This is a genomic window from Streptomyces lacaronensis, assembly GCF_047337785.1.
GTDB classification, from domain to species: domain Bacteria; phylum Actinomycetota; class Actinomycetes; order Streptomycetales; family Streptomycetaceae; genus Streptomyces; species Streptomyces lycopersici.
In genome coordinates this window covers 2,968,039-2,985,294 of the sequence record NZ_JBLHDK010000003.1, presented here as the reverse complement: position 1 = coordinate 2,985,294, position 17,256 = coordinate 2,968,039, and the positions used below count along the sequence as shown (strand labels likewise).

The window sequence follows — 17,256 nt, the reverse complement described above, 5'->3', positions numbered from 1 at the left end:
GTCCCACGTCCATATTGTCCTGCTATCCAGAAGGCTGGGTGTCGATGAGTCTTCCGGCTCCCCTTACCGGTGTCGTTCCGCCGCTGTGCACTCCGCTCACGCCCACGGGCGAGGTCGACACGCGTTCCCTCGTCGCGCTCGCCGGGCGGCTGATCGACGCGGGGGTGAGCGCGCTGTTCGCGCTCGGCTCCAGCGGAGAGGCCGCCTATCTGAGCGACCGCAGCCGCCGTGCGGCCCTTACGGCGGTCATCGAGGCCGCCGACGGCCGGGTTCCCGTGCTCGCGGGGACGATCGACATGACGACCGCGCGAGTGCTGGATCACGCCCGTACGGCGGCGGAGCTCGGCGCGGACGGCATCGTGGCGACCGCGCCCTTCTACACCCGCACCCACCCCCTGGAGATCGCCGACCACTTCCGGCGGCTGCGCGACGGTGTGGACAGGCCGCTGTTCGCGTATGACATCCCGGCCTCCGTCCACTCCAAGCTGACGCCCTCGATCCTGCTGCCGCTGGCCGCCGACGCCACACTGGCCGGGGTCAAGGACAGCAGCGGGGACGACGGGGCGCTGCGGCGGCTGCTGGTCGAGGTCCGCCGGCGCGGCCTCGCCGACACGTTCACCGTGCTCACCGGCTCCGAACTGTCGGTGGACGGCGCCCTGCTGGCGGGCGCCCATGGCGTCGTCCCGGGGCTGGCCAACGTCGATCCGGCCGGGTTCGTCCGGCTGTACGAGCACGCGCGCGCGGGGCGCTGGGAGCAGGCGGCCGCCGAACAGGACCGGCTGGCCGCGCTCTTCGCCATCACCGGCGCCGGGGATCCCGCCCTCATGGGCGGCAGTTCCTCGGGCCTGGGCGGCTTCAAGGCCGCGCTGCGGCTGCTGGGCGTGATCGAGTGCGCGGACACCGCCGCGCCCCAGGTGCCGCTGGGCGAGGCGGCCGTCAAGACCGTACGTCAACTCCTGGAGGAGGGAGGGCTGTTGTCGTGACCGAAGCCGCCAAGGTGCCCTGGTACCGAGAGGTCTCACCCGGTCAGTGGAAGTCCCTGTTCGCCGCCTGGATCGGCTATCTGCTCGACGGTTTCGACTTCGTGCTGATCACGCTCGTCCTGACCGAGATAGCCGACGAGTTCGACCTGAGCACGGCGTCGGCGGCGAGCCTGGTGTCGGGTGCCTTCATCACCCGCTGGCTCGGCGGGGCGGTGCTGGGCGCGCTGGGCGACCGCTACGGGCGCAAGGCCGCCATGATCATCAGCATTCTGCTCTACTCGCTGGGCACCTTCGCCTGCGGGTTCGCCTGGAACTACATCAGTCTGTTCACGGCCCGCCTGGTGATTGGCATGGGCATGGCTGGTGAGTACAGCGCAAGCGCCACCTACGTCCTGGAGAGCTGGCCCGCCCGGCTGCGCAACCGCGCCTCCGGCTTCCTCATCTCGGGCTACTCGGGCGGCACCATCATCGCCTCCGAGCTCTACAAGTGGGTGGTGCCCCACTGGGGCTGGCGCTGGATGTTCTGGATCGGTGTGCTGCCGGTACTGGTCGCCCTGTGGGTGCGGCGCGCGCTCCCGGAGGCCGGGGACTGGCACGAGGAGGTGGCGGCGGCGCGGGCGCGGCCGAACCCCTTCCGGCCGCTGTTCACCGGACGCACCCGGGCGAGCGTCAACACGGCGCTGGCCGTGGCCGCGAGCGTCGCGCTGTTCCTGGTCTTCACCCCGGCGGGCGCGGGCTGGCGCTGGCCGCTGTCGATCCTGGCGGCGGGGTGCCTGTTCGCCTTCGCGGCCCAGCTCGGCGGACGGCGCCGCTGGCCGCTGTACGTGTCCCTGATGTGCACGGTCTTTTGCGCGTTCCTCTACAGCTGGCCGATCCAGGCGCTGCTGCCCACCTATCTGAAGGAGCAGCTCGAGTACTCGCCTTCCGAGGTCACCGATGTGATGTTCTACGCCGGGTTCGGAACCATGGCCGGCTGCTGGCTGGCGGGCTTCGTGGGCGACTGGCTCGGCACCCGGCGCGCCTACGCCGTGACCCTGCTCGCCTCGCTGGCCTTCGTCTTCCCGGTGTTCGCGGTGCGGGACTCGCTGGTCGGGCTCGGGGTGCTGCTGTTCTTCCTGCTCGCGCTGAGCCAGGGGATCTCCGGCATCCTGCCGAAGTACATCGCGGGCCACTTCCCGACCGGGAGCCGGGCGGCCTCGCTCGGCTTCGTCTACAACACCGGGGCGCTCGGCGGCGCGGTGGCGCCGGTGCTCGGCGCCCATCTGGCCGAGGGCATGTCCCTCGGTCGGGCGCTGGCGGTGCTCACCTTCGGGCTGACGCTGGTGGTGATCGTGCTGGTCGGCGCCGATGTGCCGCGTCGGCTGGGCCGGCTGACCGATCCGGAGGGCGATGAGGACCATCTCGTGTCCGGACAGCGGCTGTCGATGGCGGGGCCCGACCTGAAGAAGACCTGATCCGAAAAGCCCGATCGGCGCCACACCCGGTCCGCCGCGCGCCCGCACGGCCGAACGCCCTTTACGGTCATGGGGTTTGGTTATCCACAGACCCAGGAGAGGGCTTGTGGAATGCGGGACGCGTTCTTAGCATCGGCGGTGTTACAGCGGTGGTGTCACACGATTGGGGGACGGTATGACGGTGGCGGAGGAAGGGGCGGCGAGCGGCCCGCTGGCCGGGGTGCGAGTGGTGGAGCTGGCCGGGATCGGGCCGGGCCCGTTCGCCGCCATGGTCCTCGCCGACCTGGGAGCCGATGTCGTGCGCGTCGACCGCCCCGGAGGCGCCGGGGGCCTGCGGATCGACCCGGACTACGACCTCGCCAACCGCAACAAGCGCTCGGTGCTGATCGACCTCAAGGCCGACGGGGGCACGGCCGTCGTGCTCGACCTCGTCGAGCGCGCCGACATCCTCATCGAGGGCTACCGCCCGGGGGTCGCCGAGAAGCTGGGCCTCGGCCCGGACGACTGCCTGGCCCGTAACCCCAAGCTGGTCTACGGCCGGATGACCGGCTGGGGGCAGGAGGGCCCGCTCGCCCGGACCGCCGGCCATGACATCGGCTATATCGCCGTCACCGGCGCCCTCAGCATGATCGGCGCCGCCGACGGCCCGCCCGTCGCCCCCGTCAACCTCCTGGGGGACTACGCGGGAGGCTCGCTCTACCTCGTCATCGGCCTCCTCGCCGCCCTGCACCACGCCCGCGCGGGCGGCCCCGGCCAGGTCGTGGACGCCGCGATCGTCGACGGCACCGCCCATCTGACCGCCGTCACCCACGGCATGATGGCCGCCGGCGGCTGGCGGGACCAGCGCGGCACCAACCTCCTCGACGGCGGCTGCCCCTTCTACGGCACCTATGAGACCGCCGACGGCGGCTATATGGCGGTCGGGCCCCTGGAGCGCAAGTTCTACACGGAGTTCATCGAGCTGCTGGGGATCGCCGACAAGGCCCCGGCCCGCGATGACTTCGACAGCTGGGCCGCGCTGCGCGCCGCCATCGCCGACCGCTTCAAGGAGCGCACCCGCGAGGAGTGGACCGCCGTCTTCGGCGCCTCGGACGCCTGCGTCGCCCCCGTCCTGTCGCTGCGGGAGGCCCCGTCCCATCCGCAGCTCGCGGCCCGCTCCACCTTCCTCGACCACGGCGGGATCACCCAGCCCGCGCCCGCCCCGCGCTTCTCCGCCACCCCGGGCGCGGTGCGCCGCGCGCCCGCCCGGCCCGGGGCGGACGCCGACGAGGTGGCCCGCGACTGGGGAGTCACCTCGCTCATCGAGGGAAACCCGTCATGAGCCCCATGTCTCCGCTTCCCGCCGGACCACGAGCCGTCCCCGCGCCAACCCTCCCCTGAAAGGCCGCTGACGTGAGCACCGAAGCGTATGTGTACGACGCCATCCGCACCCCGCGCGGGCGCGGGAAGGCCGACGGTGCCCTGCACGGCACCAAGCCCGTCGACCTGGTGGTCGGCCTCATCCATGAGCTGCGGCGGCGGTTCCCCGGGCTCGATCCGGCGGCGATCGACGACGTGGTCCTCGGCGTCGTCAGCCCCCTGGGCGACCAGGGCTCCGACATCGCCAAGATCGCGGCCATCGCGGCCGGGCTCCCGGACACCGTCGCGGGCGTCCAGGAGAACCGCTTCTGTGCCTCGGGCCTGGAGGCCGTCAACCTGGCGGCGGCCAAGGTCCGTTCCGGCTGGGAGGACCTGGTGCTCGCGGGCGGGGTCGAGTCGATGTCCCGCGTGAAGATGGGCTCCGACGGCGGGGCCTGGTTCGCGGACCCGATGACCAACTACGAGACCGGTTTCGTACCGCAGGGCATCGGGGCCGACCTCATCGCCACCATCGGCGGCTACAGCCGCCATGACGTGGACAGCTACGCCGCGCTCTCCCAGGAACGGGCCGCCCGCGCCTGGAAGGAGGGGCATTTCGACCGCTCCGTGGTCCCGGTCCGCGACCGCAGCGGGCTGACCGTCCTCGACAGGGACGAGCACATCCGCCCCGGCACCACCCCCGAGGCCCTGGCCGGACTGAAGCCGTCGTTCGCCGCCATCGGCGAGGCGGGCGGCTTCGACGCGGTGGCGCTCCAGAGGTACCACTGGGTCGAGGCGATCGACCATGTCCACCACGCGGGCAACTCCTCGGGCATGGTGGACGGCGCCGCCCTGGTGGCCATCGGCAGCCGCGAGGTCGGTGAGCGTTTCGGGCTGACGCCGCGCGCCCGGATCGTCTCCGCCGCCGTCTCCGGTGCCGACCCCACCATCATGCTCACCGGCCCGGCTCCCGCCACCCGTAAGGCGCTCGGCAAGGCCGGGCTGACCATCGACGACATCGATCTGGTCGAGATCAACGAGGCGTTCGCGGCGGTGGTGCTGCGCTTCGTGGACGACATGGGGCTGAGCCTGGACAAGGTCAACGTCAACGGCGGCGCGATCGCGATGGGCCATCCGCTGGGCGCCACCGGCGCGATGATCCTCGGCACGGTGATCGACGAGCTGGAACGGCGCGGCGGACGGTTCGGGCTGGTGACGCTGTGCGTGGGAGGCGGGATGGGCATCGCGACGGTGGTCGAGCGACTCTAGAGCGGCCCTGGACCGGCTCCGGAGCCGCGCAGCCCCGGAGTCGCGCGGCCCGGGAGCCGCGCGGCGCCACAGCCGAGTGGCTCTCACGACCCCGGTCGAGCGGTTCTCAAGACGCCGTTCCCCCTTCCTTCCCGCCCCGCGCCCCTTCGCCCTGGAGACCTCAGATGACCCACCCCACCACCGCCTCGACCATCCGCTGGGAGCAGGACGACGCAGGCGTCGTCACCCTGGTGCTCGACGATCCCGGCCAGTCCGCCAACACCATGAACGCGGAGTTCATCGACTCCCTCGACGCGATCGCCGACCGCGTCGAGGCCGAGCGGGACGCCATCCGCGGCATCATCGTCACCTCCGCCAAGAAGACCTTCTTCGCCGGTGGCGACCTCAACGACCTCATCCAGGTCGGGCCCGACCAGGCCCAGGAGGTCTACGAGAAGAACCTCCGCATCAAGCGCGCGCTGCGCCGGATCGAGACCCTCGGCAAGCCCGTGGTGGCCGCGATCAACGGCGCGGCGCTCGGCGGCGGGCTGGAGATCGCGCTCGCCTGTCACCACCGCATCGCCCTCGACGTCCCCGGGGCCCGCATCGGCTTCCCCGAGGTCACCCTGGGCCTGCTCCCGGGCAGTGGGGGTGTCGCCCGTACCGTACGGCTGCTCGGCGTCACCGACGCACTGCTCAAGTGGCTGCTCCAGGGCACGCGATACAGCCCGCCGCGCGCCCAGGAGGCGGGGCTGGTGCATGACGTCGTGGCCTCCCGCGAGGAGCTGCTGGCCCGGGCGCGCGCCTTCATCGCCGCCCACCCCGAGTCGGCCCAGCCCTGGGACGACAAGGACTACCGGATTCCGGGCGGCACCCCGGCGCAGCCGAAGTTCGCCGTCAATCTGCCCGCCTTCCCCGCCAATCTGCGGAAGCAGCTGAACGGCGCCCCCTACCCCGCGCAGCGCAATATCCTGGCCGCCGCCGTCGAGGGGTCCCAGGTGGACTTCGAGACCGCGCAGACCATCGAGGCCCGGTACTTCACCGAGCTGGTCGTCGGCCAGACCGCCAAGAACATGATTCAGGCGTTCTTCTTCGAACTGCAGGCGGTCAACTCCGGTGCCAACCGGCCGCAGGGGATCGAGCCCAGCCAGGTCCGCAAGGTCGCGGTGCTGGGCGCCGGGATGATGGGCGCGGGCATCGCGTTCGTGTGTGCCAAGGCGGGCATCGAGGTCGTCCTCAAGGACGTGTCCGCGGAGGCCGCCGCCAAGGGCAAGGCGTACTCCGAGGGGCTGCTGGCCAAGGCGCTCGCCAAGGGCCGGACCACCGAGGCCAAGCGGGACCAGCTGCTGGCCCGGATCACCCCGACCGCCGATCCGCGCGACCTCGAGGGCTGTGACGCGGTCATCGAGGCGGTCTTCGAGGACCCGGCGCTCAAGCACAAGGTGTTCCAGGAGATCGAGGGCGTCGTCGCCCCGGATGCTTTGCTCTGCTCGAACACCTCCACCCTCCCCATCACCCTGCTCGCGGAGGGGGTGCAGCGCGCCGAAGACTTCATCGGGCTGCACTTCTTCTCGCCCGTCGACAAGATGCCGCTGGTCGAGATCATCAAGGGCGAGCGCACCGGCGACAAGGCGCTGGCCCGCGCCTTCGATCTGGTGCGGCAGATCAGCAAGACCCCCATCGTGGTCAATGACTCCCGCGGCTTCTTCACCTCCCGCGTCATCGGCCACTTCCTCAACGAGGGCGTGGCGATGGTGGGGGAGGGCATCGACCCGGCCTCCGTGGAGCAGGCCGCCGCCCAGGCCGGATACCCGGCCAAGGTGCTCTCCCTGATGGACGAGCTGACGCTCACCCTGCCGCGCAAGATCCGCGAGGAGACGCGCCGGGCGACCGAGGAGGCGGGCGGCGAGTGGCGGCCGCATCCGGCCGACGCGGTCATCGACCGCATGGTGGAGGAGTTCGGGCGCCCCGGCCGCAGCGGCGGCGCGGGCTTCTACGACTACGACGCGACGACCGGCAAGCGCGCCGGGCTGTGGCCGCGGCTGCGCGAGCACTTCGCACCGGGCGGGTCCGGAGACGCTGTGCGCGAGGGCACCCGCATCCCCTTCGAGGACATGAAGGAGCGGATGCTCTTCTGCGAGGCCATCGACACGGTGCGGCTGCTGGAGGAGGGCGTGCTGACCTCCGTCGCCGACGCCAACATCGGTTCCATCCTCGGTATCGGCTTCCCCGGCTGGACGGGCGGGGTGCTTCAGTACATCAACGGATACGAGGGCGGCGTCGCCGGTTTCGTGGCCCGTGCCCGGCAGCTGGAGGCGGCGTACGGGGAGCGGTTCGCCCCGCCCGCGCTGCTGCTGGAGAAGGCGGAGCGAGGGGAGCGCTTCACGGACTAGGGGGTCCGCCGCGTGGCAGGGGCTCCGCCCCCAGACCCGGGGTCTGGGGCAGAGCCCCAGTTGAGGGAAGGGGGCGGGGAGGGGAACAGCCCGCCGCAGGCGCCAAGACCCGCCGGACACCCCGTAGCCGCTCGTACGGCCTCACCCAGCGCTTCCCCCGTGCCGCTGACGGGCCGGTCCACCCGGCCCGTCAGCGGGCGTCCAGACGGCGTTCGAGCCACCCGGCCCGTCAGCGGGCGCCGAGACGGCGTTCGAGCCGCTCGGCCACGCCCGGACACCGATCCCGGGTGATGTCCAGGAAGGCCGCCAGCACGGGGGAGCGGTCCTGGGCGCGGAACGACATCACCAGCTCCGGCAGTTCCACCCGCGGACTCACCTCGCACACCCGGACGCCCGGCCGCGCCGCCACCCGCAGACACGCCGGGCCGAGCCCCACCCCGACCCCGCACGAGGCCAGCCCGATGATGGTGTGCGCGTCCCATGCCTCCGTGACCCCACCGGCCCGCTCGGGCACGTCGGCGCCCTCGCCCAGCAGCCCGGCCAGCCAGGCGGCGACCGTCGGCTCCTCCTCCGCGGGCGCGACGATCAGATGCTGCCCCTTGAGCTGTTCGAGGCTCACCTTGGCCTGCCCGGCGAAGGGATGGGCGGCCCCGACGACCGCCACCAGATGGTCCCGGCCGACCGTGACCGACACCAGATCCTCGGCACCGGCGCCCCGGGGCGCACCGCGCCCGATGGCGAGGTCGAGCTCGCCCGCGAGCAGCGCCGCCGTGGACCGGCGGGTGGACATCTCCTGAAGCCCCAGCCGCACCTCGGGGCGGTCGCGGATGAACGTACCCAGGACGGACGGCAGAAGCTCCAGCAGCGCCGAGCCGATGAAGCCGAGCCGCAGCCGCCCCGTCTCGCCCCGGGCGGCCCGGCCCGCGTCCGACACGGCGGCCGACATCTCGGCCAGCGCCCGGCGCGCCCTGGCCAGGAACGCCTCGCCCGCGGCCGTCGGGAACACCCCGCGGGCCGTACGGTCGAAGAGCCGCGCGCCCAGCTCCCGCTCCAGCGCGGCGATCTGCTGGGACAGCGGGGGCTGGGCGATTCCGAGGGCGGCCGCCGCGCGTCCGAAGTGCTGATGCTCGGCCAGTGCCAGGGCGTAGCGCAGATGACGTGACTCCATCGGACCGAGGATAGCCGAGTCGATATCCAGAAGATATCGGCGGCGGAGTTGTCAGATATGAGGGTGGATAACGCCTGGCCGTGCCGGTGGACTGTGTCCATGAGTGCCACGAGCCCCAGAACCCCTCTCACCGATTCCCGCCCCGGCCCGGTTCCGTCCGGCACCGTGTTCGTGCTGGTCCACGGCGCCTGGCACGCCTCCTGGCAGTGGGCGTCCACCCAGCGCGCGCTGGCCCGGCTCGGCGCGGCGAGCCTCGCGGTCGATCTGCCGGGGCACGGCTTCGAGGCACCGCTGCCCTCGGGCCTCCTCCTCCCCGGGCAGCCGGACCTGGCGACCGAGAAGTCGGCGCTGGCCGGGGTGACCCTTGAGGAGTGCGCGGAGGCCGTCGTCACCGCGCTGCGGTCGGTCCGCCGGTATCCGAAGGTCGCCCTGGTCTCGCACAGCGCCGGTGGCGCCCCCGCGTCCCTGGCGGCGGAGCGGGCGCCCGAGCTCGTCGACGAGCTGATCCATCTGTCGTCCTTCGTCCCCGCCGGGCGCCCGCGTTTCGCCGACTATCTGACGTCCCCCGAGCAGACGGCGACCGCGCGGGGGCAGGGGCTGATGCTGGGCGACCCGGAGGCCATCGGCGCGTTCCGGATCAATCCGCGCTCCGCCGATCCGGCGTATGTGGAGGAGCTGCGGCTGGCCTTCTACGACGACGTTCCCGCCGAGTCCTTCGCCCGCTGGTACCAGGCCCTGAGCCCGGATCTGCCCCTCGCGGTGCCGACCACCCCGATCACCCTGACCCGCGAGCGGTGGGGCCGGATACCGCGTACGTTCATCCGGTGCGCCGAGGACTGGGCGTGCACCCCCGCGATGCAGGATCTGATGATCGCGGAGGCCGACGCGGCCATGCCGGACCAGCCCTTCACCGTGCGGCCGCTGCCGGGCAGCCACTCGCCTTTCGCCGCCCGCCCCGAGGAACTCGCCGCCACGCTCACCGGCGGCCGCTGACGACCCACCGGCGGCCGGCAACCACTCACCGGCGGCCGCTGCCCAGTGCCCCACGGGCCGCTGACCAGCCGGTTTCCCCGGGGCGGGCGCCGGGCCGCCCCGGGCCCGCTCAGTCCGCGTCCTGCCCGTACCAGGCCCGCAGCTCCTGCTTCATCGACCGCTGGAACGCGATCACCAGCGCCTCCACCACCAGCGGCTGCATATGGGCCGACAGCGACTTCTTCGCCTGCGTCCGCTCGGGTCCGCTCCCGGACTCGTGATCGCGCTCGGGCCCCCACACCTCGTCCCGGAACAGCCGGCTGAGCTCCCGCGCCGCGGAGCGGGTGTGCTCCAGGACGACCGCGTGGGCCGTGCGTATCGTCTCCAGTTCGATCGGCACCTCCAGCAGCCGCAGCCCCAGATGGAGTGCCCTGGGGTCGATCCGGAACCGATCCGGGTCGTCGGTGCGCTCCAGCGCGTCCAGTGCGGCCAGCCGGTCGATGTCCTCCTCGGTGAGCTCCCGCCCGGCCCGCCGGTCCAACTGCTCGCGGGTCGCCTCCTCGGGGGCGTCCGGGCCCCAGGAAGCGACCAGGGCGCGATGGATCGCCAGATCGTTCTCGCTCAGATCGGGTGGCAACTGGCTCAGATAGCGCTCGATGGCGGACAGGGTCATGCCGTGGCGCTGCAATTGTTCGATCAACGCGAGCCGGGAGAGGTGCTCGGCGCCGTAGTGGCCGACCCGGCGCGGGCCGATCGCGGGCGGTGGCAGCAGCCCGCGGGTGCTGTAGAAGCGCACGGTGCGCACGGTCACCCCGGCGCGGGCCGCCAGCTCGTCGACGGTGAGGGTGGGTTCCTCGGTGCCGGGGGTGGTCATCGGTCGTGCCTCGCTTCCGCGTCGTCCTGCTCCGCTGTGCTGCTGCCCGATCGGGTTCATCAGTATTGCTGTCGCATCATCGCTGTGAAACCTCCCACCGCCACGCGGGGAACACCCGGATCGGTAGGACCTGTTGACGCTCTCTTTACCGATGAATAGCGTGCGACGCCGTTCAGCTGTGTTGGTTTCCTTCCGAATCTGTGAGGTGGGGTCGGATTGAGCTCGGAACGCGGCAGGTATCGGATACGGCGATTGATCGGGGCGGTACTGGCCATGACCACCGCCGTCGGCCTCGGTCTCACGGCCGCGGACACGGCCGTCGGGAGGTCGCCGGACGCGGGCAAGTTCCCCGCCGATGTGCACACCTACCTCGAGGACCCGGAGCGCACCGGCGAGGGCCAGGAGCCCCCGCACACCCGGCTGCGGCCGGACGGGCCCGACCGCGCGCAGTGGGAGCGCAGCCTGGACGGGTCCTGGCGGTTCGCCCTGGCCGACCGCCCGGAGGACGCCCCGAGCGGCTTCTGGAAGGACGGCTACGACGCCTCGGCGTGGCAGCGCGTCCAGGTCCCGCACACCTGGCAGACCGACGACCTCGACCATCCGGTGTTCCGCAACGTCCAGAGCGAGATGTCGCCCGACGATCCGCCCAAGGTGCCCCGTGACACCAACCCGACCGGGGCGTACATCCGGGACATCACGGTGCCCCGGAACTGGGACGGGCGGCGGCAGGTGATCCGCTTCGACGGGGTCACCTCCGGCTGGTTCCTGTGGATCAACGGCCACTACGTCGGCTACGACCAGGGCGGCTATGTGCCCGCCGAGTTCGATGTGACCGACTATCTGCGGCCCGGCGCCACCAACCGGATCGCCGTCCAGGCGCACCGCTGGAGCGCGGGTTCGTATCTGGAGGACTACGACCAGTGGCGCTACGCGGGCATCTTCCGGTCCGTATCGCTGTACTCCACGCCGACGACCCGCATGGAGGACGCGTACGTCACCACCGATCTCGACGCCTCCTACCGGGACGCCACCCTGCGCACCGAAGTGGACATCGCGCGTACCGGAAGCGACAAGAGCGGACCCCATCAGGTCACCGGTGTGCTCTACGACCCCAAGGGGCGTGAGGTACGGCGGCTGACGGCCGAGGAGAAGGCCGGGAAGGCGGAGCTGACGGGGCAGATCGCCAACCCCGCCAAGTGGTCCGACGAGACGCCGAACCTCTATGCGCTGGTGCTCACCCTGCGCGATCCGGAGGGCAAGGCGATCCAGACCGTGCGCCAGAGCGTCGGATTCCGTGAGATCGAGGTCAAGGACAAGCAGCTCACGCTCAACGGCAAACGCATCCTGATCCGCGGCGTCAACCGCGCCGAGACCGACCCGGCCACCGGACGCCATGCCACCCGCGCCCGGATGGAGCAGGACATCCGGCTGATGAAGCGGCTGAACGTCAACGCGATCCGCACCTCGCACTACCCCTCGGACCCGTACCTCTATGAGCTCGCCGACCGCGAGGGCATCCTGATCGACGACGAGATGGAGGTCGAGACCCACAGCCACGAGAACTGCCCGGACGACTGCCTGGCCGAGCGCCCCGCATGGCAGAAGGCGTTCCTCGAGCGCCACCAGGGCATGGTGGAGCGCGACAAGAACCACCCCAGCGTGATCATGTGGGACACCGGGAACGAGGCCGGGCTGGGCAAGGCGCACTACGCGATGGCGAAGTGGACCCGGGCGAACGAGCCCACCCGCCCGCTCTACCACCAGTCCAACAGCCCCGACGGCGACGCTCCCTACGCGGACATCGCCGGACCCCGCTATCCCACCCCGGCCTCCCTCGAAACCAAGGCCAAGACCTTCACCAAGCCCATCGTGATGGGCGAATACGCCCACGCCATGGGCAACAGCCTGGGCAACTTCCGCGAGTTCTGGGAGGTGATGCGCGCCTACCCCAGCGCTCAGGGCGGCTTCATCTGGGACTGGGCCGAGCAGAACATCCGCCGTCCGCTGATCACCACCCCCGACTCCTCCGGCCATGACATCGCCGCCTCCCTGTCCGGCAAGCCGAAGGTGGTCGACGGCTACGGAGGAAAGGGCAAGGCGCTGTACCTGTCCGGTCTTGACGACTTCGTCGAGACCTACCGCGATCCGAAGCTCGACCTCACCGGCACCGCCGTCACCCTCGACGCCCGCGTCAAACCGGCCGAGCCCTGGACCGGGGACTTCACCATCGTCAGCAAGGGCGATCAGTACGTCCTGCGGATGAAGGACGAGGACACCCTCGAATTCACCATCACCAGCGGTGGCAAGCCCCGCACCGTCACCGCCCCCGTGCCCGACGGCTGGACCGGCGCCTGGCACCGGGTCACCGGCACCTACGACGGCAGCGCGCTGCGTCTCTATGCCGACGGTAAGGAGCTCGCCAGGACCGAGTGGAGCGGGCACATCGACTACACCGGCTTCGACCTCGGCGTCGGCCGGAACAACGACACCATGGAGGACGGCTGGACCGGCCGGACCGCCAAGGGCACCATCGACCAGGTCCGGGTCTATGACACGGCGCTCGGCGCGGAGCGGCTCGCCGCCGGCCAGGACCCCGAGCGCGCCGCCCTGATCGCCCTGAACTTCGACGACTTCACCCGTAAGGGCAGCTATCTCTCCTACGGGCTCTATGAATCCGGTGTGGACGGCCTGGTCACCGCCGACCGCGACCCGGAGCCCGAGACCGCCCAGCTGGCCTGGGCGCAGGCGCCGATCCGCATCACCGACCCGGGCGGCGGCGGCGCCCGTGCCGGCAAGGTGAAGGTCACCAACGAGCGCGCCTTCACCGGCACCGACGACCTCCGGCTGCGCTGGACGGTGACCGAGGGCGCGCGGACCGTCGCCAGCGGCACCCGTGCCCTGGACGTCGGCCCCGGCGAGAGCGCCACGGTCCAGCTCCCGGCCCCGCCCGCCAACCCCGGTGGCCATGAGCGCCATCTGACCGTACGGGCCGTCACCGCGCACTCCACCGACTGGGCCAAGGCCGGGCATGTGGTCTCCTTCGGCCAGTTCGCGGTCGGCGGCGACAAGGTGCCCGAGCCTGCCCCCGCCCCGGCCGCCGAAAGCCCCGCCAAGGCCGTCGAGAGCGGCGAGGCCGTACGGGTCAGCGGCGAGGGGTTCCGCTACACCTTCGGCAAGAAGGAGGGCACGCTCACCTCGATGCGCGTGGCGGGCCGCGAACTGCTCCGCTCCGGCCCCGAACTGGACGCCTGGCGCGCCCCGATCAGCAACGAGCGCTCCGACTGGGGCACCGCCGAGGGCAAGCGCTGGCGCTCCCTGGGTCTTGACCGGTTGCGCACCACCGTCGACGGCGTCGAGGTGACCCCCGGCGACGGCGGCACGGTCACCGTCACCGTCCGCTCCACGGCCGCCGCGCCCGATGTGACCGGCGCGTCCTTCGGCCAGACCGTGGCCTACCGGGTCGACGGCGCGGGCCAGGTCAGGATCCGGCACCAGGTCGAGGCGCGCGGCGACTTCCGCACCCTGCCCTATCTGCCCAGGATCGGCCTGAAGCTGAAGGTCCCCGAGCGGTACGGCACCTTCCGTTGGTATGGGCGCGGACCGGTGGAGAACCTCAACGACCGTAAGGACGGCACCCCCATGGGCGTCTGGTCCTCCTCGGTCGAGGACCAGTACGTGGAGTATCTGAAGCCCCAGGACCACGGCAACCACGACGATGTGCGCTGGGCGTCCCTCACCGACCGCGCCGGCGCCGGACTGCTGGTCTCCGGCGACCTGGAGGCGGGCGCCAGCGCGTACGACGAGCTCGACCGCGCCGCCTACCCGCACTTCCTGAAGCGCAACGACGGCTGGAACACCTTGCACGCCGACCACGCGGTCACCGGCGTGGGCGACACCCCCAACCCGGTGCGCGACCAGTACCGGGTGAAGGCCGACGGCGCCTACGACTACACGCTCACCCTGCGCCCGCTCGACGGCGGCGCGAGCGCGCACACTGGAACGGGAGGGAAGTAACCGCACGACCGATGGACCCATGAGCACGCAGAGCCCCCGCCACACCGCCGAAGGCCACGATCCGCCCCCCGCGGGCTCCATCCTGTGGACCGTGGCGGGGGAGCTGCGCAGTGTGCTCGCCCTGCCGGCCGCGATGACCATGCAGGTGGCGCATCCGGCCGTCGGGGCGGGCGTGGACCAGCACTCCGTCTTCCGCACCGACCCCTGGGGGCGCGGGGAGCGCTCGCTGCGGTCGGTGCAGCTGTGGGTGTACGGCGGCGCGGAGGCCGAGGCGGAGGGCCACCGGCTGCGCAGGCTCCACGCGTCCATACAGGGCGTGGACGCGCACGGCCGCCCCTACCGGGCGCTGGATCCGCCCGTCTACGCCTGGGTGCACGCCACCGGCTATCCCGTCTATCTGCGCGCCCAGCGCTATCTGGGCACCCGGCCCTTCACCGCGGCCGAGGAGCGGCAGCTGTACGGGGAATGGCTGCGGATCGGACGGGTGCTGGGCATCGACGAGCGCGAGATGCCGGAATCCGTCGAGGAGTTCTGGCCCTACTACCGCGCGATGGTGCGGGAGTGGCTGGAGCCGACCGCCGTCGCCCGTGAACTGGCCGCGCCCGACGCGGCCGTTCCCGCACCGGACGCGCTGCCGCTCCGTCTGCCGTGGCCGCTGCTGCGCCCGCTGTTCACCCGCTTCCGCGCGTTCCTCACCGCCGGGCTGATGCCGCCGGACGCGCGGGAGGCGATCGGGCTGGAGTGGACGCGGGGGCAGGAGCGGCGGTTGCGATGGTTCGGCAGGGCCGCGCGGGTGGTGGTCCCGCTGCTGCCCGAGCGGCTGCGTTATCTCCCCATCGCCCGTGAAGCCCGCCGCCGCGCCCGCGCCGGACGGCCGTGATCAGTGGCTTTCCGCGGCCTGGCGCATGGTCTGACGTATGGCCTGACGCATGGGTGGCACCTGACTTGGTGCCGTCGTAATGAGGCTTTGACCAGGGGATATGCCACGTATAGAGTCATGGTGGTGCCATCGATGGCATACCAGCCCTTCACCCCGGTCATCGAGACGCTGCGGGGTCTGCTGATGGGCACGGAGATCGGCAACAGCGCCCTTGTCTCCCTCGCCTGGTGTGCCGCCCTGACGGCCGGCGGCTATCTCTGGGCGCGGACGGCCTACCAGCGCTCCGCCAGGCGGTAGGCCGTACGGGACGCCACGGGATGCGGCGGGCCGTACGAGACGCCATGCGAAGCGGCGGACCGTACGGGACAGCGCCGCCGCGTCGCGGAGCGCCGGGCCCCGGCGGGGGCGGGGGACCGGCCGGGGCCCGGGTGGCTCAGCGTCCGTGGGCGCTGTGGGTGTCCTGGATCCGCTGCCAGGACTTCGGCCGCACCGGCGCCTTGGCCGGGCTCACCTCCGCCGCCCGCGCCTGCGCGGCGGCCGGCTTCGACGGGGTGAACAGCCAGGTGTCGAAGAGCGAGGCCAGCGGCTCGCCCGACACCTTCTCCGCATAGCTCACGAAGTCCTTGACGGAGGCGTTCCCGTACCGGTGCTCCGCCGTCCAGCCCTTCAGGATCGCGAAGAAGTCCTTGTCGCCGATGTGGTTCCGCAGCGCCTGGAGGGCCAGCGCGCCCCGGTCGTACACCGCGTCATGGAACTGGTTCTCCGCCCCCGGGTTGCCCGGCTCGACCTTCCAGAAGGGGTCGTCGGCCGGGTAGGAGGCGTAGGTGTAGTCCGCCAGCTCCTGCGCGGTGCCCTCGCCCTCCTTCTCCGACCACAGCCACTGTGCATAGCTGGCGAAGCCCTCGTTGATCCAGATGTCGCGCCAGTCCTTCAGCGAGACGCTGTCGCCGAACCACTGATGGGCCAGCTCATGCACGATCAGCGAGGTGTTCGCGCCCTTGGCGAACCCCTTCGGGCTGTAGAACGGCCGGGTCTGGGTCTCCAGTGCGTAGCCCGTGGGCACATTGGGCACATAGCCGCCCAGCGCGTCGAAGGGGTACGGGCCGAAGACCGTGGACTCCCAGTCCACGATCTCCGCCGACCGCTCCACGCTGGCCCGCGCCGCCCCCGCGTTGTCCCCGAGGTCCTTGCTGTAGGCGTTGATCACCGGCAGCCCGTTGGCGGTGGTGTCCGTCGTGATGTCGAACTTGCCGACCGCCAGCGTGGCCAGATACGTGGCCTGCGGCTTGCCGGAGCGCCAGTTGTAGCGGGTCCAGCCCAGCTGGGAGCTGGTCGACCGCAGGGTGCCGTTGCTGATCGCCTGCGTTCCGTCCGGCACCGCCACCGATACGTCGTAGGTGGCCTTGTCCAGCGGATGGTCATTGCTCGGGAACCACCACCACGCCGACTCCGGCTCATTGGCCGCGATCCCGCCGTCCGGGGTGCGCAGCCAAGAGGTGAAACCGTTCGCCACGACCTTCGAGGGCGTGCCGCTGTAGCGCACGACCACGGTGAAGGGGCGGCCGGAGGTCAGCGGCGCGGCCGGGGTGATCTCCAGCTCATGGTCTCCGGTCGCCTTGAAGGCGGCCTTCTTCCCGCCCACCAGCACTTCGCTCACATCGAGCGCGAAGTCGAGGTTGAACCGGGACAGATCCTGCCGGGCGTCGGCCACGATCGTCGCCGTACCCTCCAGCCGGTCCGTCTTCGGCTGGTACTTCAGCCGCAGGTCGTAATGGGAGACGTCGTACCCGCCGTTGCCGTACGAGGGGTAGTAGGAGTCCCCGATGCCGGGAGCGCCCGGCGTGGCATCGGCCGCCGATGCCGGGATCGCCAGCAGCAGGCAGGCCGCGGCCGCGGCCGGGACGAGGAGTCTGTGGTGACGCACGAGTCCTC

The 17,256-nt window shown here is 71.6% G+C and carries 12 protein-coding genes; 9 read left to right on the top strand and 3 right to left on the bottom strand.

Annotation, left to right across the window (positions count from 1 at the left end; genetic code table 11):
- The first annotated feature begins 44 nt into the window (after window positions 1-44).
- From ACMTAK_RS12555 to ACMTAK_RS12535, 5 genes are all read left to right on the top strand, one after another.
- Window positions 45-983: a dihydrodipicolinate synthase family protein gene (locus tag ACMTAK_RS12555; protein ID WP_413806289.1), complete on the top strand. Its 939-nt coding sequence runs from the start codon at window positions 45-47 to the stop codon at window positions 981-983.
- Window positions 980-2,437, top strand: coding sequence for a sialate:H+ symport family MFS transporter (locus tag ACMTAK_RS12550; RefSeq protein ID WP_413806288.1), 1,458 nt, complete (start codon window positions 980-982; stop codon window positions 2,435-2,437). The genes ACMTAK_RS12555 and ACMTAK_RS12550 overlap by 4 nt, the downstream gene beginning before the upstream one ends.
- 175 nt (window positions 2,438-2,612) lie before the next feature.
- Window positions 2,613-3,758 carry a CaiB/BaiF CoA transferase family protein gene (locus tag ACMTAK_RS12545; RefSeq protein WP_413806287.1) on the top strand — a complete coding sequence of 382 codons (1,146 nt, stop codon included), beginning with the start codon at window positions 2,613-2,615 and terminating at the stop codon, window positions 3,756-3,758.
- Window positions 3,759-3,829: 71 nt separating this feature from the next.
- Window positions 3,830-5,044 carry an acetyl-CoA C-acetyltransferase gene (locus ACMTAK_RS12540; RefSeq protein ID WP_413806286.1) on the top strand — a complete coding sequence of 405 codons (1,215 nt, stop codon included), beginning with the start codon at window positions 3,830-3,832 and terminating at the stop codon, window positions 5,042-5,044.
- Between the two features lie 164 nt (window positions 5,045-5,208).
- Window positions 5,209-7,416, top strand: a complete 2,208-nt coding sequence (locus tag ACMTAK_RS12535) for a 3-hydroxyacyl-CoA dehydrogenase NAD-binding domain-containing protein (RefSeq protein ID WP_413806285.1) — start codon at window positions 5,209-5,211, stop codon at window positions 7,414-7,416.
- Window positions 7,417-7,645: 229 nt separating this feature from the next.
- Here ACMTAK_RS12535 and ACMTAK_RS12530 read toward each other — a convergent pair whose 3' ends face one another.
- A complete protein-coding gene (locus ACMTAK_RS12530) occupies window positions 7,646-8,584 on the bottom strand; it encodes a LysR family transcriptional regulator (protein WP_413806284.1) in 939 nt (312 codons plus the stop codon).
- Between the two features lie 99 nt (window positions 8,585-8,683).
- On the opposite strand from ACMTAK_RS12530, the gene ACMTAK_RS12525 reads away from it, so the two are divergent.
- Window positions 8,684-9,577: an alpha/beta hydrolase gene (locus ACMTAK_RS12525; protein ID WP_413806283.1), complete on the top strand. Its 894-nt coding sequence runs from the start codon at window positions 8,684-8,686 to the stop codon at window positions 9,575-9,577.
- A 109-nt stretch (window positions 9,578-9,686) separates the two neighbouring features.
- On the opposite strand, the gene ACMTAK_RS12520 is transcribed toward ACMTAK_RS12525, so the two are convergent.
- Window positions 9,687-10,430: a MerR family transcriptional regulator gene (locus ACMTAK_RS12520; protein ID WP_413806282.1), complete on the bottom strand. Its 744-nt coding sequence runs from the start codon at window positions 10,428-10,430 to the stop codon at window positions 9,687-9,689.
- A gap of 273 nt (window positions 10,431-10,703) precedes the next feature.
- On the opposite strand from ACMTAK_RS12520, the gene ACMTAK_RS12515 reads away from it, so the two are divergent.
- From ACMTAK_RS12515 to ACMTAK_RS12505, 3 genes are all read left to right on the top strand, one after another.
- Entirely contained in the window at window positions 10,704-14,444 is a 3,741-nt protein-coding gene (locus tag ACMTAK_RS12515; RefSeq protein WP_413806281.1) for a glycoside hydrolase family 2 TIM barrel-domain containing protein, read from the top strand.
- 19 nt (window positions 14,445-14,463) lie between these two features.
- A complete protein-coding gene (locus ACMTAK_RS12510) occupies window positions 14,464-15,324 on the top strand; it encodes an oxygenase MpaB family protein (RefSeq protein ID WP_413806280.1) in 861 nt (286 codons plus the stop codon).
- Window positions 15,325-15,456: 132 nt separating this feature from the next.
- Window positions 15,457-15,621 carry a multidrug ABC transporter permease gene (locus tag ACMTAK_RS12505; RefSeq protein WP_413806279.1) on the top strand — a complete coding sequence of 55 codons (165 nt, stop codon included), beginning with the start codon at window positions 15,457-15,459 and terminating at the stop codon, window positions 15,619-15,621.
- Between the two features lie 136 nt (window positions 15,622-15,757).
- Here the strand turns inward: ACMTAK_RS12505 and ACMTAK_RS12500 are convergent, their stop codons facing one another.
- Window positions 15,758-17,248: a M1 family metallopeptidase gene (locus ACMTAK_RS12500; RefSeq protein ID WP_413806278.1), complete on the bottom strand. Its 1,491-nt coding sequence runs from the start codon at window positions 17,246-17,248 to the stop codon at window positions 15,758-15,760.
- Window positions 17,249-17,256 lie beyond the last annotated feature (8 nt).